At 47.8% G+C, this 26,842-nt stretch carries 25 protein-coding genes; 14 read left to right on the top strand and 11 right to left on the bottom strand.

The genetic code is table 11. The features are described from left to right. Positions 1-23 precede the first annotated feature (23 nt). Complete coding sequence (locus MHB85_RS29285; RefSeq protein ID WP_091012648.1) at positions 24-1,298, bottom strand: ABC transporter substrate-binding protein; 1,275 nt, start codon at positions 1,296-1,298, stop codon at positions 24-26. Positions 1,299-1,621: 323 nt separating this feature from the next. On the opposite strand from MHB85_RS29285, the gene MHB85_RS29280 reads away from it, so the two are divergent. The 5 genes from MHB85_RS29280 (at position 1,622) to MHB85_RS29260 (ending at position 7,801) form a co-directional block, all read left to right on the top strand. Next, on the top strand, positions 1,622-2,389 hold the full coding sequence (locus MHB85_RS29280) for a GTP cyclohydrolase II (RefSeq protein ID WP_149846859.1): 768 nt from the start codon (positions 1,622-1,624) through the stop codon (positions 2,387-2,389). A 192-nt stretch (positions 2,390-2,581) separates the two neighbouring features. Beyond that, on the top strand, positions 2,582-3,151 hold the full coding sequence (locus MHB85_RS29275) for a glycerol-3-phosphate responsive antiterminator (protein ID WP_341074291.1): 570 nt from the start codon (positions 2,582-2,584) through the stop codon (positions 3,149-3,151). A 28-nt stretch (positions 3,152-3,179) separates the two neighbouring features. Then, positions 3,180-4,667 carry a glycerol kinase GlpK gene (gene glpK / locus MHB85_RS29270; protein ID WP_210109313.1) on the top strand — a complete coding sequence of 496 codons (1,488 nt, stop codon included), beginning with the start codon at positions 3,180-3,182 and terminating at the stop codon, positions 4,665-4,667. 402 nt (positions 4,668-5,069) lie between these two features. Then, entirely contained in the window at positions 5,070-6,728 is a 1,659-nt protein-coding gene (locus tag MHB85_RS29265) for a glycerol-3-phosphate dehydrogenase/oxidase (RefSeq protein ID WP_445739045.1), read from the top strand. Positions 6,729-6,796: 68 nt separating this feature from the next. Beyond that, the gene (locus MHB85_RS29260) at positions 6,797-7,801 is read left to right on the top strand and encodes a Gfo/Idh/MocA family protein (RefSeq protein ID WP_047840822.1); all 1,005 of its coding nucleotides are present in this window, start codon (positions 6,797-6,799) and stop codon (positions 7,799-7,801) included. 101 nt (positions 7,802-7,902) lie between these two features. Here the strand turns inward: MHB85_RS29260 and MHB85_RS29255 are convergent, their stop codons facing one another. Further along, positions 7,903-8,202 carry a winged helix-turn-helix transcriptional regulator gene (locus tag MHB85_RS29255; RefSeq protein WP_026081419.1) on the bottom strand — a complete coding sequence of 100 codons (300 nt, stop codon included), beginning with the start codon at positions 8,200-8,202 and terminating at the stop codon, positions 7,903-7,905. A 424-nt stretch (positions 8,203-8,626) separates the two neighbouring features. Between MHB85_RS29255 and MHB85_RS29250 the strand changes: the two genes are divergently transcribed. Next, positions 8,627-9,007, top strand: a complete 381-nt coding sequence (locus tag MHB85_RS29250; RefSeq protein WP_051447288.1) for a DoxX family protein — start codon at positions 8,627-8,629, stop codon at positions 9,005-9,007. A gap of 125 nt (positions 9,008-9,132) precedes the next feature. On the opposite strand, the gene MHB85_RS29245 is transcribed toward MHB85_RS29250, so the two are convergent. The 5 genes from MHB85_RS29245 to MHB85_RS29225 all read right to left on the bottom strand — a co-directional run bounded on the left by MHB85_RS29245 (position 9,133) and on the right by MHB85_RS29225 (position 12,543). Further along, positions 9,133-9,972, bottom strand: coding sequence for a DNA alkylation repair protein (locus MHB85_RS29245; RefSeq protein ID WP_091012655.1), 840 nt, complete (start codon positions 9,970-9,972; stop codon positions 9,133-9,135). 77 nt (positions 9,973-10,049) lie between these two features. Then, positions 10,050-10,745 (bottom strand): Crp/Fnr family transcriptional regulator, encoded by a 696-nt coding sequence (locus MHB85_RS29240; protein ID WP_091012657.1) that lies wholly within the window; start codon positions 10,743-10,745, stop codon positions 10,050-10,052. Positions 10,746-10,869: 124 nt separating this feature from the next. After that, positions 10,870-11,388, bottom strand: coding sequence for an AbrB/MazE/SpoVT family DNA-binding domain-containing protein (locus MHB85_RS29235; RefSeq protein WP_047840820.1), 519 nt, complete (start codon positions 11,386-11,388; stop codon positions 10,870-10,872). 106 nt (positions 11,389-11,494) lie between these two features. After that, positions 11,495-12,175, bottom strand: coding sequence for an LrgB family protein (locus MHB85_RS29230; protein ID WP_047840819.1), 681 nt, complete (start codon positions 12,173-12,175; stop codon positions 11,495-11,497). Further along, complete coding sequence (locus tag MHB85_RS29225) at positions 12,172-12,543, bottom strand: CidA/LrgA family protein (protein WP_017691758.1); 372 nt, start codon at positions 12,541-12,543, stop codon at positions 12,172-12,174. The genes MHB85_RS29230 and MHB85_RS29225 overlap by 4 nt, the downstream gene beginning before the upstream one ends. A 155-nt stretch (positions 12,544-12,698) precedes the next feature. Here MHB85_RS29225 and cidR point away from each other — a divergent pair, with 155 nt between their 5' ends. From cidR to MHB85_RS29200, 5 genes are all read left to right on the top strand, one after another. After that, positions 12,699-13,583, top strand: a complete 885-nt coding sequence (gene cidR, locus MHB85_RS29220; RefSeq protein WP_076251770.1) for a cidABC operon transcriptional activator CidR — start codon at positions 12,699-12,701, stop codon at positions 13,581-13,583. A 111-nt stretch (positions 13,584-13,694) separates the two neighbouring features. Next, positions 13,695-14,552: a carbon-nitrogen hydrolase family protein gene (locus MHB85_RS29215; protein ID WP_091012659.1), complete on the top strand. Its 858-nt coding sequence runs from the start codon at positions 13,695-13,697 to the stop codon at positions 14,550-14,552. A gap of 74 nt (positions 14,553-14,626) precedes the next feature. Next, entirely contained in the window at positions 14,627-15,301 is a 675-nt protein-coding gene (locus MHB85_RS29210; RefSeq protein ID WP_091012660.1) for a GNAT family N-acetyltransferase, read from the top strand. Between the two features lie 44 nt (positions 15,302-15,345). Continuing rightward, positions 15,346-16,017 (top strand): GNAT family acetyltransferase, encoded by a 672-nt coding sequence (locus MHB85_RS29205; protein ID WP_091012662.1) that lies wholly within the window; start codon positions 15,346-15,348, stop codon positions 16,015-16,017. Between the two features lie 158 nt (positions 16,018-16,175). Continuing rightward, a complete protein-coding gene (locus tag MHB85_RS29200) occupies positions 16,176-16,736 on the top strand; it encodes a hypothetical protein (protein WP_091012664.1) in 561 nt (186 codons plus the stop codon). Between the two features lie 94 nt (positions 16,737-16,830). Here the strand turns inward: MHB85_RS29200 and MHB85_RS29195 are convergent, their stop codons facing one another. Together MHB85_RS29195 and MHB85_RS29190 are read right to left on the bottom strand one after the other, a co-directional pair. Next, positions 16,831-18,753 (bottom strand): LTA synthase family protein, encoded by a 1,923-nt coding sequence (locus tag MHB85_RS29195; RefSeq protein ID WP_091013257.1) that lies wholly within the window; start codon positions 18,751-18,753, stop codon positions 16,831-16,833. Positions 18,754-18,985: 232 nt separating this feature from the next. Continuing rightward, positions 18,986-19,483, bottom strand: coding sequence for an antibiotic biosynthesis monooxygenase family protein (locus MHB85_RS29190; protein WP_036612926.1), 498 nt, complete (start codon positions 19,481-19,483; stop codon positions 18,986-18,988). A gap of 137 nt (positions 19,484-19,620) precedes the next feature. On the opposite strand from MHB85_RS29190, the gene MHB85_RS29185 reads away from it, so the two are divergent. Together MHB85_RS29185 and MHB85_RS29180 are read left to right on the top strand one after the other, a co-directional pair. Next, positions 19,621-21,933 carry an ATP-dependent DNA helicase gene (locus MHB85_RS29185; protein WP_091012666.1) on the top strand — a complete coding sequence of 771 codons (2,313 nt, stop codon included), beginning with the start codon at positions 19,621-19,623 and terminating at the stop codon, positions 21,931-21,933. Between the two features lie 203 nt (positions 21,934-22,136). Further along, complete coding sequence (locus tag MHB85_RS29180; protein ID WP_341074092.1) at positions 22,137-23,618, top strand: alpha-amylase; 1,482 nt, start codon at positions 22,137-22,139, stop codon at positions 23,616-23,618. Positions 23,619-24,068: 450 nt separating this feature from the next. On the opposite strand, the gene MHB85_RS29175 is transcribed toward MHB85_RS29180, so the two are convergent. Both MHB85_RS29175 and MHB85_RS29170 read right to left on the bottom strand, forming a co-directional pair. Further along, a complete protein-coding gene (locus MHB85_RS29175) occupies positions 24,069-24,347 on the bottom strand; it encodes a hypothetical protein (protein ID WP_091012669.1) in 279 nt (92 codons plus the stop codon). Between the two features lie 64 nt (positions 24,348-24,411). Continuing rightward, the gene (locus MHB85_RS29170) at positions 24,412-25,155 is read right to left on the bottom strand and encodes an MBL fold metallo-hydrolase (RefSeq protein ID WP_091012671.1); all 744 of its coding nucleotides are present in this window, start codon (positions 25,153-25,155) and stop codon (positions 24,412-24,414) included. A 203-nt stretch (positions 25,156-25,358) separates the two neighbouring features. Here MHB85_RS29170 and uxaC point away from each other — a divergent pair, with 203 nt between their 5' ends. Next, entirely contained in the window at positions 25,359-26,801 is a 1,443-nt protein-coding gene (uxaC, locus tag MHB85_RS29165; protein WP_091012673.1) for a glucuronate isomerase, read from the top strand. Positions 26,802-26,842: the final 41 nt, after the last annotated feature.

Below are 26,842 nucleotides of genomic sequence, written 5' to 3'. Positions count from 1 at the left end.
AACGAAACCACACGTTCTTCAGGTTAACGCTGCAATTCCCGCTCGACGCGGTGTACCGTATCTGTCCAGACCTGCTGTGGATCGGCATTTTGCTTCGCCACATCATTCAGCCGTCGGGTGATAATGTTGTGTACGGAGGGGTATCTTTCGCCAAAAAAAGCATCCGGCACCTCCTGTGCCGATTCGGCAAATACAGGCCCCGTCGCCTGTCCGCCGAAGAAAGGTTCTTTTTCTTTCATAGCAGGGTCATCAAACACACCTGGTGCGGAAGGGAACAGGTTCAATGTCTGGTATTGCTCCAGCTGATTTTCGGGACTTTGCAGCCATTGAACCAGTTCAAAGGCTTCCTGAGGATGTTCACTCGACTTCAGGATAGACAGGAATGATCCCCCGTTGTTGCCATCCCCTCCCGGAGCCCGAGCTACCCGCCACTTCCCGGATGTATCCGGTGCAGCTTCCTGAAGCACTTGCTTCATCCAGACAGCACCCACGAACGAGGCGACTTCACCGTTATTCATCGCTGCGTTCCAGCCTGGAGTCCAGCCGTCTGCATTGGCAAGCAGTCCCTTCTCTTTGAAAGCTATGGATGTATCCCAGCTTGTTCGCACCAGAGCAGAATCCATGCCGATGAATGAACCATCTGGACGGAAATAACGTTCAGCGCCTTGTGACAACACTTGGTTGTAAACGCTTCCAATGTTATCGGTCAGAAATACCTTGCCTCCGAATTTCTCCTTGATCTGTTCTCCGGCAGCGGCATATGCATCCCAGCTGTTAATCTGACGTGTAACGTCCTCGGGATCAGATGGCAATCCTGCCTCCTTGAAGAGATCTTCACGATAGAAGAGAGCTGTTGGTCCCGTATCCATCGGGAACCCGATCATCTGTCCGCTTGGCGTAACGCCTTGCTTCCATTTCCACGGCAGATACTGGTCTTCAATATCGCCTGCACCGAGATCATACAGATTATAGAAACGGTCCTCACTGGGGAATAGCTCCATGATCCAGTCGTTCAATGCCACAATGTCTGGTTCACCTGAGCGTGCAGCGAGTGTTGTTTTGAGCTTTGCTTTGAAATCACCGCCGATTTTCTGAGCTGTCAGTTCAATGTTGGGGAACTTTTCCTTAGCCCTGGCAATCAACTTATCATCGATGGAACGGTTCCAGTACCATAATGTAAGCGTTACCTTTTTGTTGTTCGCTGAATCGTCCTGTCCGGGCCAGATGGAGCATCCGCTTATGAGCAGGACGCAGACCATCAGTATGGCTGTCCAGCATGTTCTTTTCCGGCGGATCATGTGCATTACCCCCTCATCGTTAAGTTCGAGGCATGAAGTGCTTTGGACTACAACATTAGTGTATGAGCAGTTTATAAACTCATACCCAATATTCCTGAAATGAAACACATATTTGTGTCCGTTGCGTAACATAAATTGGGTAGTTACTTTAAAAATAAAAGTTACTTGACACATTATAATTTTTATTCTAAACTAACTTACATAAAGTAACTAATGATGATGAGAATAATATAGATGCGTACTATATAACATCCAAGTGATCCAATTTCACGCTGGATGCGAATCAATCAACATACAAGTTGGCCTAAACAGGAGGAACGACAATGATCAATTCACATATTATTCAACTGCTTGCCCCTAAAATTCAGACTTTTCCGAGTGGAAAAGAGTTTATATACCTGGTGGGACCAATCAAGCTTCCGGTTAACCTCGATGGGGAGACCAAGACATTCCAGTGGTACAGCTGGATGAAATCGGACAAAGCGATGGAGAGCGGCGAGTTAATCGAATCCCTTGCTGAGGCTGAACTAGCAGAGCGTCAACAATCCAGTGTTCTGGTGTACGGTGACTTTGCTGAAGCACAAGAAGCGCTGATCCGGATGCATAGCATCTGTCATACAGGCGACATCTTTGGCAGCAAGCGTTGTGATTGTGGCTTCCAATTGGAGCAATCCATGAAAATGATCGCCGCTCACGGAGCGGGTGCACTGTTCTATCTTGCGAATCATGAAGGCCGTGGCATCGGTCTGTTCAGCAAAGCCATGGCGTACATTTTGCAAGAAGAAGGTCTGGACACGGTAGATGCGAACTTGCAGCTCGGATTCACGGACGATGCTCGTAATTATGACGATGCGATTTCTGTGCTGCGTGCACTTCGCTCCGCACCGGTTACATTGATCACGAACAATCCACGGAAGCTGGCTGCTTTGCAGGAAGCAGGATTGAATGTGGGCGGACGTGTCCCACTGTGGGGAGATCGCTCTGCATTCAACGAGAAATATCTGCAAACGAAAGTGAACCGTTCTGGTCACTTGGCGGAAAGTGATGGCTGGGCTGGGGCAGAGACGCTGCTTCCGCATGCGCAGGCTTAATCTTTATTCATTGAACATATACGATTAGCTGATTAGCCGTTGTTTTACTCTCCGCTATGGAGAAGTATACAGCGGCTTTTTTGCATGGATGACAGGGTAGCGATCAGGTTTCCCTGATTCATGGAATGGCTTGCCGTTCCGACAGTGCGGATTATACAATATAGTCATCTGATGAATGCGGGAGGAACCAAGGTGCCATTTGAGGGACAACGTATATTGCCGGCTGCGAAGAGCATGAAGCAGTTTGAAGCGATCATTGAAGGCCCTTATACCTATGGGGTGATGCTGGAAACGCATATTGCACAGCTTCAGAGTGTAATGGATGAGGCGCGGCGGTATGACAAAAAGATACTTTTGCATGCAGATCTGGTACAGGGATTAAAAAACGATGAGTACGCGGCAGAGTATCTGTGTCAGCACATTCGCCCGGCAGGACTGATTTCGACTAGGGCAAGTGTCATCCAGAAGGCGAAGCAGAAAGGCATCACAGCCATTCAGCGTGTGTTTCTGCTGGATACCCATGCACTGGAGAAAAGTTATCTGTTGCTGGCCAAAACCCAACCTGATTACATTGAAGTATTACCTGGCGTCATTCCGCATATTATTGCGGAAGTATCTGTGTGTACAGGGATACCCATTATTGCGGGGGGATTGATCCGCTCACCTGAAGAGGTTGAACTTGCGCTTGGCGTCGGGGCTACGGCAGTGACCACATCCAACGCAGAGCTGATCCGACATTTTGAGAAATCGCTTACAAATTAAAAATAACCCACAACAGGAGGTTGGCTGTATGGAAAAATATATATTGGCTCTGGATCAGGGAACGACAAGCTCCCGAGCTATTCTGTTTAACCGTGGCGGAGAGATTGTGCACATTGCACAGCAGGAATTCCCCCAGTATTTCCCCAAACCGGGCTGGGTAGAGCAGAATGCCAACGAAATCTGGAGTTCCATTCTTGCCGTGATGGCTTCATGTCTGGCAGAGAGCGGAATCAAACCTGTTCAGATTGCCGGAATTGGAATTACGAATCAACGTGAGACCGTTGTGGTATGGGACAAAGAAACAGGCAGACCCATCTATAATGCAGTGGTATGGCAATCCAGACAGACCGCAGGTATCTGTGAAGAATTGAAGACGCAGGGTCTCGGGGACCTTTTCCGCCGTAAAACAGGATTACTGATCGATCCCTACTTCTCGGGAACAAAGGTGAAGTGGATTCTGGATCATGTCCCTGGTGCCCGGGAGCGGGCCGAGAAGGGTGAATTGCTCTTTGGCACGATTGATAGCTGGTTAATCTGGAAACTGAGCGGGGGTACACATGTCACGGATATATCCAATGCCTCACGTACCTTGATCTATAACATCTATGATCTGCAATGGGATGACGAATTGTTGGCTATCCTCGACATTCCTAAGGCCATGCTGCCAGAGGTACGGGGTTCATCCGAGGTGTATGCACACACAACAGATTATCATTTCTTCGGTCATCGGATTCCGATCGCGGGAGCAGCAGGAGATCAACAGGCAGCGATGTTTGGTCAGGGCTGTTACACCAAGGGCAGTATGAAAAATACATATGGTACCGGTTGTTTCATGCTTATGAATACGGGAGAGAACCCGGTACAATCCAATCACGGACTGATTACGACGATTGCCTGGGGGATGAATGGCAAGGTTGAATATGCGCTCGAAGGCAGCATTTTTGTTGCAGGTTCAGCGGTTCAGTGGCTGCGTGACGGATTAAGAATGCTTCGCTCTTCAAAAGACAGCGAGGATTACGCCTCACGTGTGCCTTCCACAGATGGCGTTTATATGGTACCTGCCTTTGTGGGACTGGGCAGTCCATATTGGGATAGTGAGGTTAAGGGTGCGGTGTTTGGCCTGACCCGAGGTACGACGAAGGAACACTTTATCCGTGCTACGCTTGAGGCGTTGGCGTATCAGACCAAAGATGTACTGGAGGCCATGGAATCCGACTCGGGTATTCCCGTGCATGCTCTGCGTGTGGATGGAGGAGCGGCGGCGAATGATTTTCTCATGCAATTCCAGAGTGATATTCTGGGCATTCCTGTCGAACGCCCAACGGTGAATGAAACGACTGCATTGGGTGCGGCTTATCTGGCAGGATTGGCGGTTGGATATTGGACGAGTGCGGATGAATTGACGGATCATGAAAATACGGAGCGTGTCTTCCAGCCTGTTATGGCGGAGCAACAACGGACAGAACTGTATGCAGGCTGGAAACGTGCAGTGAACGCAGCAATGGCTTTTAAATAAAAGAAATGAAATGAATATTTCTTGGTGTGGGTATTTGTACTTTTTAACTAAACATATGTTATAAATGATATTTACTGGTGGAAAATGATGCATGATTTACAGGGTTATTCTTCCTGGAGAAGGCAAAATGTATACCCACTATAAGGAAAAAAACAAGGTTAGTGGATTCATTTGAAATTCCATCCTTTGGCAGAACAACTTTTTGAATTTTTTTTGAATAATGTGTCATTTCAGGACTTCACGCCGTGAAAAATCTGTGATAGGATAAAGGCACAAGTTAAAAAAATGATGTCTGGAGATCGGGAGGGACCACGTGCCGCTCAGCAATTGCTGAGCGAATGACGTGGTCCTTTTTTTGTTTTCTTTACGGAAAAATCGAGAAAATCAATAGGAGGTTCAAGAATGACAGAAACGTTCTCGTCAGCATACCGGACCGAATATTTGCAAAACATGGCGAATGTACATTTTGACGTATTAATTATTGGTGGTGGAATTACAGGCGCAGGGATTGCATTGGACGCAGCTTCCCGTGGATTGAAGACGGCGCTTGTAGAAATGCAGGATTTTGCAGCAGGTACATCCAGTCGTTCGACCAAGCTTGTCCATGGCGGATTACGATATTTGAAGCAATATGAAGTGAAGATGGTTGCTGAGGTAGGACGGGAGCGGGCTGTAGTTTATGAAAATGGGCCACATGTGACCACACCGGAACCGATGTTGTTACCGATCTATACGGCTGGCACGTTCGGCCGCTTCAGCACATCCATTGGACTGATGGTGTATGATCGGCTCGCCGGGGTGAAGCGCAGTGAACGGCGCCAAATGTTGAATGCTGGAGCGGTGTCAGACAGTGAACCTTTATTACGCAAACAGGGGTTGTTGGGTGGTGGACTCTATGTGGAGTACCGGACTGATGATGCCAGGCTCACCATAGAAGTTATGAAAGAAGCTGTCAAACGTGGGGCACAGGCAGTGAACTACGTCAAGGCGAAGGATTTCCTGAAGGAGAATGGCAAGATTACAGGTATTGAAGCTAGGGATCAGATCGATGGGCAGATATATACGCTAAAAGCAAGCAAGGTGATCAACGCTTCCGGCCCCTGGGTGGATGGGCTGCGGGAATTGGATGGTTCGCGCAAGGGGAAAACGCTACAGATGACCAAAGGCATTCATTTGGTCTTTGATGGTGAACGATTCCCATTGAGGCAGGCTGTCTATTTTGATACACCAGATGGTCGAATGGTATTCGCTGTCCCACGTGATGGCAAAACCTATGTAGGAACAACCGACACTGTATATCAGGATGATCCTGCACACCCGCAAATTTCTGACTCAGATCGCGATTATGTGATCGATGCAGTCAACGGCATGTTTCCAGATGTACACATTGGTACCGAGGACGTGGAATCCGGATGGGCGGGTGTACGTCCACTCATTCATGAGGAAGGCAAGAATCCTTCCGAAATTTCACGTAAAGATGAAGTCTGGGTATCCGATTCCAATCTGATTACGATTGCCGGGGGCAAGTTAACCGGATACCGTAAAATGGCCGAGATGGTTGTTGATCTGGTCGCACGCCAGATGGAGCAGGAGAGTGGGCATTCCATAGGCCCTTGTGTAACGAAGAAGATGCCCATCTCCGGCGGTGATGTAGGGGGATCGGCTGGATTTGTATCGTATGCGGAGCGCAAGATCAAGGACGGTGTTGCCCTCGGGCTTGCCCGACCTGCTGCGGAGCGGCTGGTTCGCACGTATGGTTCCAATGTGGAGGCACTGTATGAGCGAATGCCCGATCCACGCACCAAGTCCGAGCTTCATGGCATGCCACAGGAGCTATTGCTGATGCTGCTTTACGCGATTGATGAAGAGATGGCTGTAACCCCGTCTGACTTTTTGGTACGAAGAACAGGTGATTTATTCTTCCGTATTGATGAAGTTCGTCGCTATAAAACAGCGGTTATCTCGTATATGGCAGGTCGTTTGAACTGGTCGGAAGAGGAAGAGGTTAAACATACACAGGAACTGGATCAGCTGTTGCTGGAAGCATCCGGCAAAATCTAAGGCAGGATTTCAAGGTCAAGAGTCGAATGGAACATGTAAGCGTGTAACATAGAGAGGGGATTACATCCATGACATTACAGATCGGAATCATTGGAACAGGCTGGTTCAGTAAGGTACACGCGGATATTCTCGCACGGATGGAAGGTGTTCGTGTTGCGAGTGTCTGTGGAACATCGCTCGAAAAGGCAGAGGCCATGGCCTCCGTTTATGATGCAGTTGGTTACGGGGAACTTGAACATATGCTGGATGGTGAGAAGCTGGATGCGGTGTATATCTGTGTGCCTCCGATGTCTCACGGGTCGATTGAGTCCGAATTAATCCGCCGCGGTATTCCATTCCTGGTGGAGAAACCTTTGAGCACCGGAATGGATGTTCCGCGTCAGGTATTGGATCAGGTGCAAAAGAGCGGATTGTTAACCTCTGTAGGATACCATTTCCGTTATCAGGAGGCCGCGCAGGTCCTGCAGCAATCGATGAAAGAACAGACGGTCGGCATGGCTCTTGGCCGCTGGATGGGCGGAATGCCAGGGGTCGCCTGGTGGCGGCGTCAGGACGGTTCAGGAGGACAATTCGTAGAGCAGACTACACATATTGTAGACTTGCTTCGGTATTGTGCAGGAGAAGTTACGGAGGTATATGCTGTAGCAGCTCAGCGAAGCATGCATGAGAAGCATGAGCATGTGACCGTAGCAGATGTGGCGAATGTGACGCTCAAGCTGGAAAGTGGAGCGATTGCCAGTATCGCCAATACATGTCTGTTGCCAGACGGAGAGGGCGGCGCAGGGCTCCAGTTCTACACGGATGCAGGCGTGTGGGATTGGACGCCAGAACGTTTGCTTCTGCCAAGTGCGGCAAAACATGCGATGGCAGGTCTGGAGATTCCGGCAGGACATAATCCATACGAGCGTGAGAATGAAGCGTTCATTCACGCCCTGCGTACGGGAGACCGTTCACGAATTCTGTCCGATTATGCGGATGCCTGCCGTACACAGGAGATTACAACGGCGGCCTTGGCATCGGCAGATTCCGGTCTGCCGGTACAGCTTCAGCCTTCAAAACATCTCTCTCATTAATAAAAGTTGAACGTAATATAAATACGCCTGAATCAGGGAATGATCCGCAGATCAGCCTGATTCAGGCGTATTTGTGTTGAGATTATTAAGCAGCAATTCAACTACTCGGATTTCTGCTGTTTCAACCAGTCGGAAGACCAGCTGTAGATCTGATCAATGACAGGTTCAATGGCTCTGCCTTTAGGTGTTAATTCATACTCTACACGGGGAGGTATCTCGGGAAACATGTGTCGGGTTACGATACCTTCCGTCTCCATTTCCTTCAATCGCTCCGATAAAAGTCGTCCACTGATCGCCATCTCTGCTTCAAGCTCCGTAAACCGCTTGGGTCCGGACAACAGTTGGTACATGATTAACAGTACCCACTTCTTTCCTATGATGTCTATGGCTTGAGTGATCATACAGGGACTTGGTGCTTTTACTTTTTTTAGCTTCAACGTGTTCACCTCGATTCATGATTATTTTCTTCGCAGGTTGTATATGAAAGGACATGGTTTCTGCCGCTTTAAGAATATAGGACATCCAAGTAAATGAGGGTTACTACAAAATATACTGTAACATACCTTTTGTATGTATTATACATCATACAGTGAAAAATTACTTGAAGAAATTATATTATTATTATATACTAACTTCACAAAAGTAAGTTGGTGATAAATAATACGTATAATATGAACGCGTACTATTCTGAAAATTGAACTGGGCAGAACGGTTGAAAACAGAGTGACCTTTGGGAACTTTTACATAGATTCTTTTTTTACAATGTGCAGCAAAAATAATCATTACATAGTAGGAACATATAATTTCTTGCAGGAGGATATACACATGAACAAGATTTTGGGTTACGTTTTTCTGGTTGTGTTAGCAGGTGTTTTCGTCATGACAGGGTTTAACAAGATTAGTGGGGCAGACATGATGATTCAGACATTCGAAAGTTTCTCTTATCCGACATGGACGATGTATTTGCTCGGGGCTGCGGAGTTGCTTAGTGCAGTAGGATTGCTGATTCCACGTACTCGCATCCTGGCTTCAGGCATACTGACATTCATTCTGATTGGGGCCGTGGGAAGTCATCTGATCTATGCACAATACGCTGCTGTTCCGTTCCCGGCTGTGTTGTTGGTAGCTAACATCATTGTTCTGGTGGTAGGCATGCGCAGATTGGAAGCGGAAGAAGAAGGCCAGATGGACGCGATTCAGGCGTAAGTTAAAGATAAGAGGGAACGTTATGGGGCTATTTACCGAGGAAAAGGTAGTCCTGTCAAAAGGAATGTAAACGCGGATGCCTATGCAGAAGATGACCACTGCCAGTAAGCGGTGGTCATCTTTTTTTATGTAAGACTTCGCGTGGCACGTCTAACGATTCGCCGCGTATATTGTGTATCCGACTGCTGAGTCCAAGTGGCACAGACCTGCCGCACCCACTCTGGATTGGTCTTGCTGGCGTCGTTCAGCCAGTTACTTACCGAATCCTGTACATACTTATGGGCATCGGATTTCACCGCGTCAAGCAAGGGAAGGGCCATGGCCGGATTTTCTTTTAACTCCTGAATATGCTTGGTCCAGACGCCACGAGGTCTGATTGATTCTATGGCAAAGCGACGGATCAGTGGATCAGGGTCAACGCTCCATGGGATTAACTGCTGCAGGGCTAAGGATAATTCGGCAGAGATGGACTCCCGTACAGCCATCCAGGCGATTTCTCTTACACCAAAGTGATGATCTGCTCCAAAGGGCCGAATATGCTTCAACTTTTCAGTCAGGTTCAGACCAGAATTCAGCCCAATGATATAAGCCGCCCAGCAGCGAACACTGTCTGAACGATGCTCTGCAATGGAACGAAAGAGATCCGTTTGTTCATTCATGGTTAGACGATTCAACAGATCAAGCCATTGCATGGCTATGGCCGGGATGATTTTCATGATTCGCTGCTCATCCATCTGTGTTAACTGCTCTGTAATTGCTCTGGTTTCGGTATCCATTCCCCATTCATGGGTAACCTTCTGAAAAAGAGAAACATGATCTACAGCCAGCCATTCGGTCAGATTGACTGATTCGATATGTCCTGCTTGCAGCCAATTGCGGATATGCTCAGGGATCTCCGTTGCTCTACGGGCACCTTTGCGAAGAAAAACGTCTTCAGGGATAAATAGATCTGGCTTAGCATTCAACAGTATATTCCTCCTTAGATGTATAGCATCATGAGTTATACAGTACAACTTGCTGGAGAAAGGGGATGTAAGGCATCTTACAAGTGGGCAGTGATTTTCCGAAGGGTAGCGATTTCGTCACGATGAAGGGAGACTGATTTGAATCCGGTACGAATACGACCTGCTTTTGCCAAGTCTTGCATGACAATCGTAACCGATTCCCGTGTAGCCCCCGCCATCCAGGCAATCTCCTGATGGGTAAGTGCGAGTTGAATCTTGCAGAACTCATCTTCTTCGATCCATCCCATCTGTTCAGCCAGGCGGAAGAGATTATGTAGCACCTTTTCATGCAGGTTTCCTAGTGCGAGCGTCTGTGTCAACTCACTCATTTGCTTGATCCGCTCGCTTAGTACGTTCATCAGTCTCATCATAAATTGTGGATGTTCAATCAGAAACTGTTCAAAACGTTGTTTGTTCATCAGGCAAATATCACACTCCTCCATCGTTTCGATATAAACGGCGCGTGTTCCGAGTGAGATTCCGTTCATTTCTCCAAACACGTTACCTTCCGTCAACATATCGAGAGTGAACTGTTTGCCCTCCGGATTTAATGTATATAAACGAACCTTTCCCCGTTTTACAAAATAGAAACCTTCTGTAAACGTATCCGGTGTCTGGATCTGTCTGTTTTTGGGTATGGTCGTGATAGAGGTCATCCCATCCATTTCAATCAGGTCTGCCTCGGATAAGGAGGACATGAGGTCGAATTGTGATAAATACAGAATTTTATCCATAGAACTCCTTTCCATTACAAGTTGAATAAAAAAAGAAGAACCCACGAAAAACAACGGGTTCTCTTGCAGCGGGACTTCCTGATCGGAAGGTCTTCTGACTATAAATGATCGAATGCCATTTTGATTATAGTAACTTTTTTAATTGAGAGACGCGTCCTTGGCTGATGCCAAGCTTTTCCGCAATTTGCTGTTGAGCCAAACCGGGATTCTGTTCAACAATTTCTTTCATCTGTTGCAGCATGCGTGCCGTCTTTGGCCGCAGGTCCGGGTATTCTTGGTTGTCAGCTGTGGTCCCTTCTTCCCTAGCGGGAGATGAGACTGGGGCGGATTTGGAAGCAGGACGCTCCACGGGTGCAGGAGCCTGTTTGTTCTGAGGTACGAACCAGTCGGGAGAGTCATCCGGGTGTTTTAATTGAATTGCACAAGTCCGGCAGATGAATTGTTCTTTGAAATACATTTCCGTATCTACATCACCGCAAAAAATACATAATGTTGATTTGTACTTTCTTAAAATCAACTCTTTCCCTTCAATGAAAAACTCAAGCGGATCGCCGATATGGATTTCCATCGTATCCCGCATTTCTTTGGGAAGGACAATTCGTCCAAGACGGTCCAGAGATCTCTTCATTCCGGTTCTTTTCATCGCATCTCCCCCGCAATATTCACAATTAAAAACCTGTCCTTATTGTAAGGAAGAAAGGGCTTTAATACAACAATAATATTTCAAAAAAGTGGGATAATGCCATCTATTATGGAAAAATAAGTTTGGAAAGGACGGGTGCAACGGCTAAAGTGAACAATGCAGCGAGCACCATGGAGATGCTGGAGATGGTACCGGTCAGGGAACTCAATTCAAACGCCTTGGATGTCCCTGTGCCATGGGCACCGGTTCCAAACAGTGTGCCTCGTGCAATCTCCCCATCGATGCGCAGCATTTTGACAATAGAAGGGCCCATAATCACTCCGAGCAGACCAGTCATAATAACAAAAACAGCTGTCACTGCGGGTATGCCACCGATGGTGGCGGATACGTTCATGGCAATTGGGGTGGTAATCGATCTTGGGATCAGACTATGAATGAGACCGGAATCCAGACGCAACCATTTGGCGAGCAGGGCAGAAGAGAGTACGGCAACGACTGAACCGGTCATGACACTGAAGACAATCTCGGAAATATGTTTTTTGAGTACATGGAAAAAGGTATAGAGCGGAACGGCAAAAGCCACGGTGGCCGGTTGAAGAAGCAGACTCAGCCATTTGCCGCCACTGCTATACGTGGCATAATCCGTTCCGGTTGCAAGTAATATGCCAACGACAAGCAGTGGCGTAATGAGCAACGGAGACAGGTACACTTTCGGCAGATTACGATACATTCGTTTGGCGACCCCATAGATACCGACGGTTAACAGCAGGCAGAGAAATCCAATCATCCGGTGTGACGCTCCTTTCGTTTGGCAATTCGTGTAGCAACCAGGCCTGTGCAGGACATGACCAGGAATGTACTAAGCAGTACGATGAATAAAATCTGCAATCCGTCATGCTCCAGCATGGGCATATAGTTCATGATGCCAACGGCTGACGGGATAAAAAATAACAATAGTTCACCGAGCAGCCAGGCAGCTCCAACTTCAATCCAACGCAGCTTCACGACACGAGTCTGAAGCAGAATGAATAACACAACCATACCGAGTATTGAACCGGGTACAGGAAGATGGAGAGTACGGGCCAGCAGGTCCATAAGCAGTGAAAAAACCATTAAGAGCGCAACCTGTGCAATACCAAGGCCCCATTTTTTCACTTCAATCCCTCCTTATATAATCAACGTAATCGTTTAATTTTTTTTGAAAATGTTTCATTTGATATCACAAATTTTACATGGCATTCTTTCATGAGTAAAATGCATATTAAGAATGTTTACTATTCCATTTATCTATGAGAGGTGGGGATCAACCGATGGATATCCGCCATTTGCAATATTTTCTGGAAGTTGCCCGGCAGCAGAGCTTCACAAAAGCCGCCGAAGTCCTGTATATCACCCAGCCCACGATCAGCAAGACGGTCAAGAGTCTTGAAGAGGAATTGGGGATCACGCTACTGGATCGTTATGGCAAAAAGGTGGAACTAACCGATGCAGGTCATGTTTTTTTTCGGCAGGCACTGGAGATTGAAAAATCATTCCGCAGTCTGTCCTCCGAATTGGACGATCTGATGAACTTGAAAAAAGGCCATCTGCGGATCGGCTTGCCGCCAATGGTAGGATCAAGCTTTTTCCCCATGATCATTGGTGAATTTCACAAAGCCTACCCGCAGGTGACCATTCAGCTGTTTGAGGATGGCGCCAAAAAAGTGGAGGCCGATGTGATCAGCGGTGCACTGGATATTGGCGTTGCCGTACTGCCAACCGTGGATGAACTGTTGGATCATTTTGTGTTTGTGAAAGAGAAGCTGAACCTGCTCGTACACCCTTCACATCCACTTGCGGAGAAAGAGTCGGTCGCGCTGCATGAACTGGAAAACGACGCCTTTGTGCTGTTCCGGGAGGATTTTGCATTGCATGACCGGATTATTGTGGCTTGCCAGCATGCGGGGTTCCAGCCCCGTGTGGTATATGAGAGCTCTCAGTGGGATCTGCTCAGCGCGATGGTTGCCGCCAATCTGGGTGTAGCCTTACTGCCGGAGACGATCTGTCGTGAGGTGGACCATATGCGCGTACGTATTATACCCGTGGTGGAACCGGTGATTCCATGGCAGCTCGGCATGATCTGGCGGAAGGATCGTTATCTGTCTTTTGCCACGAGAGAGTGGATTGGATTCACACAGTCGATGCTGGGTGAGTAAGGAAGCGATCGGAAGGTTATTCTGTCATTGTAGTGCCCAGTGTAAATACTCTTTTGTTGACCCCGGATCGTTGTTACAATGGAAGCATAATCATGATGGAGGTGTACGAACATGAAACTGCGGGTATCCGCTGTACAATACCAATTGCACACAATCAGCTCGTTTGAGCAGTTCGCCGCTCAGGCTGAGCATTACATACGGACAGCAAGCGAATACGGAACCGAATTTGTGCTGTTCCCGGAATTTTTCACAACGCAGTTAATGTCCATTGGGGACAAACAAGGCAATGCACTGACGATTGAGGATCTGCCGAACTATACGGAACAATATGAACAACTGTTCACTTCACTTGCTGCCAAGTATGGCATGCACGTCATCGGGGGAACCCACGTCATTCGCCGTGAAGGGAAGCTGTATAATACAGCCCACATGTTCTATCCAGATGGTCGCATCGCTCGCCAGGACAAGATTCACATTACACCAACCGAAGTCCAGGAATGGAATATGGCTCCCGGAGATGGACTTGAGGTGTTTGACACGGATAAAGGCCGCATTGCCATGCTGACCTGTTACGATATTGAGTTCCCGGAAATTGTGCGGATGGCCAAAGCCAAAGGCGCTGATGTGATTTTCTGTCCTTCCTGTACGGACGATCGTCACGGATTCTACCGTGTGCGTTATACGAGTCATGCCCGCGCGGTGGAGAATCAGGTGTATGTTGTGTTAACAGGAACAGTGGGTAACTTGCCAACCGTTGATTTCATGCGGGCCAACTACGGACAGGCTGCAATTATTACGCCGAATGATATTCCATTCCCGCCACGTGGCATTCTGGCCGAGGGTGAGATTAACAACGATATGATCGTGACCGCCGATCTGGATTTGGACTTGTTGTATGAGGTGCGCGAACGTGGATCGGTAACGACCTGGCGTGACCGCCGTACCGATCTGTATACCGATTGGGCGTAGGCAACTACGTTTAAAACCGAAGCAAAACAGAGTTTTGGAGTTCATTTGTCAGTGGAAAGGAGTGAACCGGCAACATGTATACGAAAGAAATGCTGATCACCGACCCGGAGCGGAATGGTAAAAGGGTAAAAGCAGTCGTTCGCAATTATATTGCAGCCGACTTTGAGGAACTCATTCGCATTCAGGCGGAGAGTTTCCCTCCTCCTTATCCGGAAGAGCTGCTCTGGAGTCACGAGCAGCTCACCAGTCATGTGCAGCATTACCCGGAGGGTGCCATCTGTATTGAAGTCGATGGAGAATTGGCTGGCTCAATGACCTCGCTACGGATGCAGTGGGACCCTGCACATCCAGCAAGTCATACCTGGGCCGAAGTAACGGATGACGGTTATATTCGTAACCATCAGCCGGATGGCAACACGCTGTATATTGTTGATCTCTGTGTTCGTCCAAAGTACCGCAAATGGGGACTGGCTCAGTTGATGATGCAGGCGATGTACCATCTTGTGATTGCACAGGGTATGGATCGGTTACTAGGCGCTGGTAGAATACCCGGTTACCATCTGGTTGCAGACCAACTGTCTGCGCAGGAATATCTAGATCAGGTAACAGCAGGAGAGAGGCGTGACCCGGTGATATCGTTTCTGCTTCGCTGTGGCCGCATGCCCGTTGGTGTGACCGCAGACTATCTGGACGATGAGGAATCCTGTAATTATGCTGCCCTGATGGAGTGGCTTAATCCGTTCAGATAAAGAAAACAAATGAAATACATCATTGATCGAGGAGGCATTAATCTATGGAATTCACGCGTATTACATCTATTAAAGATCCGTTGTTTGCCCAAATGCACAAGCTAATGCAGGGAATTTTCCCGCGGGAGGAAGTGCTCGACTTCCCCCTGTGGGAAGAACCGCTGGAAGATCCGGGTATTCGGGTGTTCGTGGCTGTACATGAAGGACAAGTCGTTGGCGCGACGGAGTACCGTTATTACGACGACTGGAACGTAGCCATGACGGACTTTACGATTATTGGGCGCGAAGGACTGGGGATTGGCAGTTTCCTGGCGAATCGCCGCAAGCGTGATCTGCAAAAGCTGGCTGCAGCAAACGGGAAAGAATTGTTCGGTATGTTTGCCGAAATCTATAACCCTTATCTGAGTCAGGATCACGAGTTTGGCGGCATCAAGCCGATGGACCCGTATGTGCGTCGCGAAGTATTGTCCCATCTGGGATACCAGCGTCTGGACTTCCCATATGTTCATCCATCCTGGCAAGGGGATGGCGAAGCGGTTGGTGGATTGGACCTGTGCTTCATGCCAGGTGATGAGTCGCTTGGTGAACTGCCAGCAAGTCTGGTGGCTGATTTCCTGAATCGATATTATGCTGTACTTCCTAATAAACCACAAGAATGGCTTGCCATGGTAGAACAATTGACTGCTCGCAAGTCGGTTGCGCTACTGCCGTTGTAATCATATGAAAGACCCGCGCCTGGACTAACAGGGTTCGGGTCTTTTTTGTTTATTTTTCAGAATAAACACGATAGTATTTTCTTTTGTTTGGAATATGTTACCATAAATATGGAAGGCATGTGTTTCTATTATTCACTTTTTATTAAGGAGGGGATTAGATGAGAAAAAGCAGAATCTTATTGATATGGATGCTCGCTTTATTTTTAACAGCCTGCAGTTCGAGTGACGATGCTTCACTACCAGATGTACAGGAGAGGGAACGTGAGGATGCCATAAATACCGAACAAATGCGAAAGGAAAATGAACTGCTGAAGGAGCAGGTACGTAACAACCAGAAGAGAAAAGATGAAAAAGACGCAACAGAGCAAGAAGAAATAGAAAGTTTAAGAGAAACGCTGAACATAACGTTTAAACTGATGGCGGCGATGCAATCCAATAACTATACATATCTTGAATCGGTGTCTTCTCCGAACATAGAAATATCGCAGCAGAACAATATCATTATTTCGAAACTGGAACAGGGGGATTACGAAGTCCCTTTTCTGCAAAACGTTAGCCTGAATAATTTGGAGTACCGTGGATTTAATCCTCTGGATTCAGATCGTGTCATTTTACATATGGCTACAGTATGGTCTGATGGAAACGGTGCATTAGATTTCTATTTCATTCGTTCTGAGGAAGGCAACTGGCTCTTTGATGGTCTGCTTACGAATGGATAGGCCACTAGTCTGGTTCTGAAAATAAATAGCGACCGTTCTCTCTATGTTAAAGAGGAGGGTCGCCGCATGGATGAGTTCGAGTGAAAAGATTCAATTATTGTTCAGCCTTTCGGTCCGGTAACTGGCTTAAATAACTGTTGGACAAGTGTGCAAGATCCAATGCTCGATCATATTGATCCTTCGTTATAAACCGTGAAGAAGACAGCCCACTGTTATTGGGTGTGGCGATAGTTGGAGATTCCTCATCTCCCGAAATCTGAGGTGTCTCGTCTGACGGAACACCTGTCCGTTGTTGCCCAGCATCCTGTCTGCCTGCATCAGCTAGGGAATAATGCGTCCCGTCCCCGTATCCTTTTGCCGGAATGAAGAGAGAAGCATCGTTTAGCACCGACCCGGAAGGAAGGTAATAGCGTTCGGGTAGGAGATTTCCCCCTTCACGAAGCAAATCCTGTCCGAAGTGTAATTGGTCCTTCAGTGATACTCCGGTGAGTCCCGCAATCGTTGGCAGAATGTCCACCTGGCCTCCGATCTGTTCCAGTTGTACACCCGGGGTAACGCCCGGAGCCGAGATCATGAGTGGGATATTAATCATATCTGCTGATGTGTATTCCCGGCCATACAACTCTTTCATAAGGACTTTGTCATCCCGATCCAGTGAGTAGATGGGAAGCCCCAGGTGATCCCCGTACAAGACGAGCAAGCTATTTTCCCATAATCCCCGTTCTTTCAATCCAGCAATCAACTGTCCAACTGCCTGATCCGCATAATGCTGTGATATCAGATAATTTCCGGGCAACGTATCCTTGTAACGTTCTGGCAGCGTCAGCTTTACCTTGTTTTTAGGCAAAGTGTACGGGTGGTGAGCTGACATAGAAATGATATGGGCATAGAAGGGATTGCCCGAAGACTGCATGGATTCCAGCTTATCCAGTGTTTTGGAATACAGTACTTCATCCGAGGCCGAAAAGGCGATAGAGTCCTGTGTGCCGAAATAATCAATATCATAATACTGGTCGAACCCTAGTGCCTTGTATAACTGATCCCGATTCCAGAAACGAACATCATTTGTATGGAATGTGGCTGTCTGATATCCGTTTGCTGACATCAACTTGGGTAGACTCGGCAGAGCTTTATCTGCATATACAGTTGTTGCTGCCCCGTTCGGTGGGGTGTAGAACGATGTGTTCACAACAAATTCTGCATCCGATGTATTTCCCTGTCCCACTTGCTGATAGAAGTTCGGAAAATACAGACTCTTTCTAGCCAATTGATTCAGGTTGGGCGTGATCTCCTGTCCATCTACCTCTAATCCAATCAGAAAGTTCTGAAACGATTCCAACTGGAGCATAATCACATTGCGTCCGCTCGCGGCACCCTTCTCCAAAATTGCAGGAAGTTCGGTCGTTTGCTTCAGTTGGTCGATGTCAGTCTGATCAATCTGAGCAATGGGCACAGGTTTATCAGGTCGATCCAGGATGGTATACGCCTCGTAACCGAGGATGCCCATCTGTTCTGCTTGTGTAAGCTCACTCATGCTGGCCCGATTGGGATAGATGTTAAGCATGCATAGGATCATGGACAGGATCAGAATGACCGAAGCGACCCGTCTTCTGGCACGTCGTTCAAGTGGAATACGGTTTGGGCGTTCTGTACTCCCGAGCTTGATCCGACGACGAGTGAGTATCCCCCCAATGATCAGAACGTCTGCAAAAATAAACAAATAATAGGGATCAAGTAAAGAGAACATACTGCTCTTGACTGAGGTCACCTGATTCACCTGTGCCAGCGCATGATAGTTAACGATTACGCCATAGTATTTGTAGTACATGATGGCTGCAAAAAAAATCCCTGAAAGCAGCAGATCCACGGCAAGGTACATCCACATTCGTCGCTTGGCAGCAAACCACTCAATTAGACAGAAGCCGATCCAGATGAGCGGCAATTCGGTCAGCAGTGGTTTCCAGACAGGGATGTCATCGAAGATAACAATCCAGGCCAGTGAACTTTTGATCATCATGATAATGGTAAAGAATATAAAAGGTCCGCTTAGAAATCGGGTGAGTGAACTGCGTGACAAGGTACCGCCTTCCCTTCCGAAGTTTCATTTAACAAGTATTATCCTATCTCAACATGGCTGTGTCAAAAATGAGAGCCTTCTATAATTGACGGCAAAAAACCTCTTCCATGCAGGAAGAGGTTTGAAAAAACATGGGCGCTACTGCGATAAAAGCCAGGCGTGACCCAATCCGTTATTCTATCGTGTACGTTGTGACGTAAGAAGGTCTGGGGAACATGGTGGGCTTCTGTGCAGTCAGCCCTTCGCTTGTACTGCGGTTTCGGTGAGCGTGACTATAGGCTTGGGATTCCTGCCAGCCTTTGAAATGTTCTTCGGATTGCCAGAGTGTAAGTACAACATACGTATCATCCTTGAGAGGGCGAAGCACACGAATACCGACAAAACCAGGCTCGTCTTCTACCTTGCGGGCACGGTTCTTAAACCGTTCTTCGAAATCGTTACGACCATCCTCTGTGACAGGGATATTGTTCAGAACAGCGTAACCACCGCCAGTCCAGGAGCCTGCGGCATCAAAAGCTTCATATGCGGCTACTTTATCATCAGACTCGATATTCATCAGGCGTTCTGCGGATTCAATAGCCAGACGCACATGCTCTTCGCTTCGCAAAGTTAGATGCGGGTACGCAGCAAGTGCATCCGGAATCGGTGAAGGAACCAAATAGATATACATAGAAGCTGCCTCCTCATTAAGTACATTCTATTTCAAGATAGCATATGGGATTGTACGAGTCCAATCAGCGAGTCAACTGGTTTGAGTACGTCTTTTCATGATAAAGTATAATCACTACAAACAGAACGGGTGATCGTATGACAACAACAATTCGGATATCGGTTAGACCTTTGGTGGAGTATGTGTACCGCAGTGGCAGCATACGTCCAGGGTTCCGGACCAATGCCTCGATGCAAGAGGGGACTCGAATTCACCAGCGGGTACAGAAGGAGTACACCGAAGAGGATCTGAAAGAAATTGTGCTCGAAGCTGAGATTCAACATGGGGATCTGACCTACGTGGTGGAGGGACGATGTGATGGCCTGATCCGGTTGGAGGGTCAGTTGACGGTGGATGAGATCAAATCAACTGCGGGCAATCTGGATGATCTGGGAGAAGGACTTCCCGTGCACTGGGCGCAGGCCATGATGTATGCCTATATGTACGCCGTTCAGCAAGATGAACCACGTATGCAAGTGCAGTTGACGTATGTGCATTCGGTAACCCATGAAGAAAGACGGTTTCGCCGAATGGCAGAACGGCAGGAACTGGAGCAGTTTGCGGCAGAAGTGATTGCTGGTTATGCGCCATACGCAGAGATGATCGCTGCGTATGAAGAAAAGCGGGATATCAGTGTGAAAGAGCTGCCGTTTCCTTTTCGCAAATACCGGGAGGGACAGCGGAAACTGGCAGGAGCTGTATACAAAACGATCCGCGAGGGTCAGGGATTGATGGCCAAAGCACCAACAGGCATCGGTAAAACGATGTCCGTACTGTTCCCCACGGTCAAAGCGATTGGCGAAGGCGAAGCGAGCCGATTGTTCTATCTGACTGCGAGGACGACGACACGGGTGGCGGCAGAAGAAGCTTTTGCCCGGATGCAATCGGAAGGATTGAAGATGCATGTGATCAGTCTGACCGCGAAGGACAAGATATGTTTTAAGGAAGAGGAAGCTTGTGATACGGGGCAGTGCGGCATGTGTGAAGGGTATTATGACCGTATTAACGGGGCCGTGCTGGACATGCTGGAACATGAGACGTTGATGACACGTCCGGTCATCGAGCAGTATGCGCGCAAACATCGGGTGTGTCCGTTTGAGTTTTCCCTGGACGCGGCGTATGCAGCCGATGCGGTGATCTGCGATTATAACTATATTTTCGATCCGCGGATCTCTCTGAAAAGAATGTTGGAGGAGCAGAAACGCAAGACGGTGTTACTGGTGGACGAGGCTCATAATCTGGTTGATCGTGGCCGAATGATGTTTTCCGCTGAGCTGGAGAAGGCAGTATTTCTGGATGTGAAAAGAGAGTTCCAGTCGCTGGACAGCAGTGTGCCTGCTGCCAAAGCCATTGTTGACTACACCGGGGCCATTGATAAGTATCTGATTACCCTTCGGAAAAACGGTGGAGAAGAAGGAAAGATCATCCAGCAGGAAGCACCGGAGGAACTGATTGAACGACTGGAACCTTTTGTCATGGTTGCGGAGCAATGTCTTGTTGAAGGTGGTTCGGGGAATGCCGAGACGGATCAACTGCTGTTGGATGCCTACTTCACGGCACAGAATTTCCTGCGCATTGCCAAGCTGTATGATGAACGTTTTATTACGTATGCAGAGTGTGTCCGAAGCGAAGTGAGAGTGAAGTTATTTTGTCTCGATCCTTCGGTACTGCTTCGTCAGACTGCCAAAGGCTTCCGCTCCCTCATTCATTTTTCGGCTACCTTGTCACCTCTTCGCTATTATCGGGATATGCTGGGTGCAGAGGAAGAGGATTATACATTGCAGATTCCATCTCCATTTCAGCGCGAACAATTGGATGTGAGACTCCTGCCCTTATCCGTACGTTATAAGGATCGGGAGCAATCCCGGCGGCCCATTGCGGAGATGCTGCAACAGCTGGTAAGTGAGTGGCCGCGCAGTAATCTGATGGTCTTCTTCCCTTCCTACCCTTATATGCGCGAGATATATGAGACCTATGCACAGCTTCCAAGTGAAGCGGATACGGCCATACAAAAGCAAGGCATGAACGAACTGGAACGGGAGCAGTTTTTGGATGGATTTCAGCCGAATCCTGAACGAACACGCTTGGTATTTGCCGTCATGGGTGGCGTATTCTCGGAGGGTGTCGATCTGCCGGGAGACCGCTTGAATGGCGTGGTTGTGGTAGGTGCGGGGCTGCCGCAGATTGGTCTGGAGAACAACGTATTACGTGATTACTATGATCGGACAGGACGCAACGGATTCAATTACGCCTATATTTTCCCGGGTATGAACAAGGTGCTGCAGGCGGGTGGACGGCTGATTCGGACGGAGGAAGACAGGGGTGTGCTGGTGCTGGTCGACGATCGTTTTATCCAAGAACCGTATCGTTCCCTGTTGCCTGAGGAGTGGCGGGACTATAAACGAATTTGAATATGATGCATCTCCACAGCAATTTCAATGGAATCAGGCAAATGCTGAACCAAGAAGTTTAACATTTTTCTCAGATTTCTTTCCTTTATATGATTGAAGGGTAGGGTGAAAGGGTTATAACTTGGTTAGCAACGAACGAACAACGGCGATTACCCTATCCGTTCCGCGGTCCGCTTCGAAAGCAATCAAGGAGGTCGGTTATAATGAAGAGAAATCATACCATGATGCAGTTTTTTGAATGGCACCTGGCTGCAGACGGAGATCATTGGAAGCGACTGGCTGAAATGGCCCCGGAACTGAAAGCCAAAGGCATTGACTCGGTATGGGTACCACCCGTAACCAAGGCAGTGTCAGCAGAAGATACAGGTTATGGTGTATATGATCTGTACGATCTGGGCGAATTTGATCAAAAGGGTACCGTACGGACCAAATATGGCACCAAGCAGGAACTGGTGGAGGCCATTGCTGAGTGTCAGAAGAACGGCATTGCCGTCTATGTGGATCTGGTTATGAATCACAAGGCCGGAGCAGATGAGACGGAAGTGTTCAAAGTGATCGAGGTTGATCCCAATGATCGAACGAAGGAAATTTCCGAGCCGTTCGAAATTGAGGGCTGGACCAAATTCACATTTCCGGGTCGCGGAGATCAATACTCCTCCTTTAAGTGGAGCTCTGAACATTTCAACGGTACAGACTTTGACGCCAAGGGAGAACGAACAGGTGTATTCCGCATCGCAGGAGAGAATAAAAAATGGAATGAGAATGTCGATGATGAGTTTGGCAACTATGACTATCTGATGTTCGCCAATATAGATTATAACCACCCGGATGTTCGGCGCGAGATGATTGATTGGGGAAAATGGCTGATCGATACCCTCCAGTGTGGTGGGTTCCGGCTGGATGCGATTAAGCATATCAACCACGAATTCATCAAGGAGTTCGCAGCAGAGATGATCCGCAAACGCGGTCAGGATTTCTACATCGTAGGTGAGTTCTGGAATTCGAACCTGGATGCATGTCGTGAATTCCTTGATACGGTAGACTATCAGATCGACCTGTTTGACGTGTCTCTTCACTACAAGTTGCATGAGGCTTCGCTTGCAGGTAGAGACTTTGATCTCTCCAAAATTTTTGATGATACCTTGGTGCAGACACATCCTACCCATGCGGTAACTTTTGTAGATAACCATGACTCCCAACCTCATGAAGCGTTGGAATCATGGATTGGAGATTGGTTTAAGCCGAGCGCTTATGCGTTGACGTTATTACGTCGCGATGGTTATCCCGTTGTATTTTACGGGGATTATTATGGCATTGGTGGACCTGAACCTGTGGATGGCAAAAAAGAAATTCTGGACATTCTTCTGTCTGCCCGTTGCAACAAGGCGTATGGAGAGCAGGAAGATTACTTCGATCACGCCAATACGATTGGCTGGGTTCGTCGTGGCGTAGAGGAAATCGAAGGTTCCGGTTGTGCGGTGGTCATCTCCAACGGAGATGACGGTGAGAAGAGAATGTTCATCGGCGAGCATCGTGCTGGTGAAGTCTGGGTGGATCTGACGAAGAGCTGTGAGGATCAGATTACCATTGAGAAAGACGGCTGGGCCACCTTCCATGTGTGCGGTGGGGGCGTGTCGGTATGGGCCCTTCCCGAACAGAATGAGGACTGCGCTGACGCTGAGTAATGGCATGTGCCAGGCAGGATAAGAAAAGGTGCACCGATTGATATGAAAACAGTATATAGATTGATCGTTAAACCATCTGAACAGGAGAGCGAGTATACCTGTGTCCAGGTGGTTTTTTGCATTTTTCTAGGTACAACTAAAACTCCATCCTAACGAACCGAGGGCACCTTATTTGCACTGAATTAGCGATATTGGAATTCTAACGAATCTCAGAAACCTTATTACTCTCAAAAACGATTGAAATAGCGCCAATTGGAGCACTATCATCAGATTAACGTATTTGAGATTCGTTAGAATACTGGTAACTCGGATTTCAGCCGAATAAGGCCTCTCAGATTCGTTAGCTTAACTGAGTTAAGGCTCGCCGCCATAGGCAAACGAATCACTGCTGTAAGTGAAAACATGAAATGAGAAAGGAATCAGCTTAGATTTAACAGCAGGATAAGGTTATTACTCTTCAAAATACTGATTCATCGTATCCCACATTTGATTGAACTCACTTCGTTCCATTGAAAATGCTCCAGGCTTCTCAGGTTTATGATGAGAAGTTGGCTCAAAGTTTAAGTATTCATGGTGTGTAGTACACTCATAGTTTTTGCTGTTAATGAGGAATTCAACTCTATCCTTAAAGGGTCTTTCCAGTAATTTAACCACCATGATGTCTCCACTACTGGTGCTTCTTGCAGGAGAATATATCAGAAAGTAACCTTGTTCAATTCGATATTCCATAGCAATGACCTCCATTAGAATATAGATCGAATACGATAATATCCGATGTCCTCTCTCCGTTTACCTACTTCAGTTCAAATGATTCCAACGTACCAACCATCCGTAGATCATGCTCGCGGTTGAATTGTTCCCGTTTGTCAGCATCCGCGTACTCGTCATGATAATGCATCAGTACGGTTTTCTGTCTCACTTCCGCGGGTAACTGCTCCAGATCCTTCAATGAGGTATGGGATTTGATCACCAGATCATGCATATGACATTCATGGAAAATTAGCTGCACATCAGCGGCAACTTTCTCCACCCGTTTCTGGTCGAGTGTACTGTCTGCACTGTAATAGAAGTAAGGCTTGGCGAGAAGCCCATTGCTGACCATACCGGGAACATGTTGGGTCCGAAACGTCTCAAACGTCACGCCGCCCAGTTCAAATGTGCCTCCATCTGGCAGAGGAACGACATCGTAGTAATCGCTCATGGTACGTTCACCATCCGTTGTGTAGCGCATGCCGGGGGATAGAATGTTCCAGAGCGGATCTACCAATTGTTCGTGGATGAACAGACGGGGTTTGCGGTCGCCTACGATCTGTGCGTAATAACCCAGCATCTGTACACCATTAATATGATCTTCATGCAAATGGGTAATGAACACATTGTGGATATCGGTCATAGCGAATCCATATTCCTTGAGTGCTTTAGCATTTGATTCTGGGAAATCAATGACCAGATGCGTGTCTCCGAATTCAGCCAGCATACTATTGTGGTGTTGCTCCACGCTGAACATATCTCCTGTGCCCAGAAAAGTAACTTTCAATTCATTTCATCTCCTTGTGTGATCTTCAGATCAGCATCCTTGCGTTAAATCCAGTATACCCTGTTCCCGAATGTATGCCTAAATCAACCTTTTTTGATAACGCTATCATTTTATATTGAACTTTGATGATAAACAGTGTAGCGTAAAGATGGGAAGTGAACCCATATGAACGTAAACTCACCTAAAGGGAGCGTGCGAGGCGAATGAAATCTTTTCTGGATGAACAATTTTTGCTGCACAATGAAACGGCGATCAAGTTATATGAGGATTATGCCAAAGACATGCCGATTATTGATTATCATTGCCACCTCAGTCCTCAGGAGATCTACGAGAACAAAACCTTTGGCAATCTTACAGAGGCTTGGTTATACGGTGATCACTATAAGTGGCGGCTCATGCGCGCAAACGGAATTGAAGAGCAATATGTGACCGGCGGCGAAGGAGTGACTGATTACGATCGTTTCCTGGCTTACGCCAAAACGGTCCCTATGATGATCGGTAATCCGCTGTATGCCTGGTCTCACTTGGAATTACAGCGATATTTCGGGGTCTACGAAGTATTGAATGAGACAAGCGCACCGGCCATCTGGGAAAAAGTAAATGCCAAACTGAACAGTGACGGATTCGGTGCACGTGATCTGATTACCAAATCCAATGTCACTGTTGTGTGCACAACCGATGACCCAACAGATTCTCTGGAGTATCATCTAAAGATTCAGGAAATCGAAGGCTTTGACACGGCGGTATTACCTTCTTTCCGCCCGGATAAAGGCTTGGAATTGAACCGGGATACCTTCGTGGAATGGGTGGGCAAGCTGTCGCAGGCATCTGGCACTGCCATTTCAGATTATGAATCCTTCCTTGCTGCGCTGGAGTCACGTGTGGAATTCTTCCATTCTGTCGGCGGCAGAGTCTCTGACCATGCACTCGATTATGTCCCTTACGGTGTAGCTACGCGAGAGGAAGCAGCTTCCATCTTTGCCAAGGCACTTGCGGGTCAGAAGGTAAGTCGTGAGGAAGAGGACAAGTACAAGACAGTGACGCTGACATTCCTTGGCAAACTGTATGCAGAGCGGGGCTGGGTGATGCAGTTCCACATTAATGCAGCCCGTAACAACAATACGCGGATGTTTGCCCAGCTTGGGCCAGATACCGGTTACGATGCCGTCAATGATACGCCGCTTTCCGCAGCGATGATTGGATTGCTCGACGCGTTGGAGCAGCAACAAGCACTGCCCAAAACAATTCTGTATTCTCTGAATCCAAGGGACAATGAAGTGCTCGCGGCGATCATCGGCAGCTTCCAGGGCGGGGGCATTCCGGGCAAAATCCAGCTTGGTGCAGCATGGTGGTTCAATGATACGAAGGATGGCATGATCGCTCAGATGAAGGCACTGGCGAATGTGGGTCTGCTCAGCCGTTTTGTTGGCATGCTGACCGATTCACGCAGCTTCCTGTCCTACACCCGGCATGAGTACTTCCGTCGTCTGGTCTGCAACCTTATCGGTGAATGGGCCGAACAAGGGGAGGCACCGCAGGATATGGAGCTGCTTGGTCAGATCGTACAGGGCATCGCCTACAACAATGCAAAAGAGTATTTCCCGTTTGCTTCAGTTCCTAAAACAGTCTCTGCTTCACAGTCCTGATGATTAACAAGCGCATCTAATCATGCAAGTTATGCAATAAG

The sequence above is a fragment of the Paenibacillus sp. FSL K6-4396 genome, from assembly GCF_038002525.1.
GTDB classification, from domain to species: domain Bacteria; phylum Bacillota; class Bacilli; order Paenibacillales; family Paenibacillaceae; genus Paenibacillus; species Paenibacillus amylolyticus_B.
Note: the sequence above shows the minus strand (reverse complement) of the source record. Positions and strands in the feature narration are given on the sequence as shown.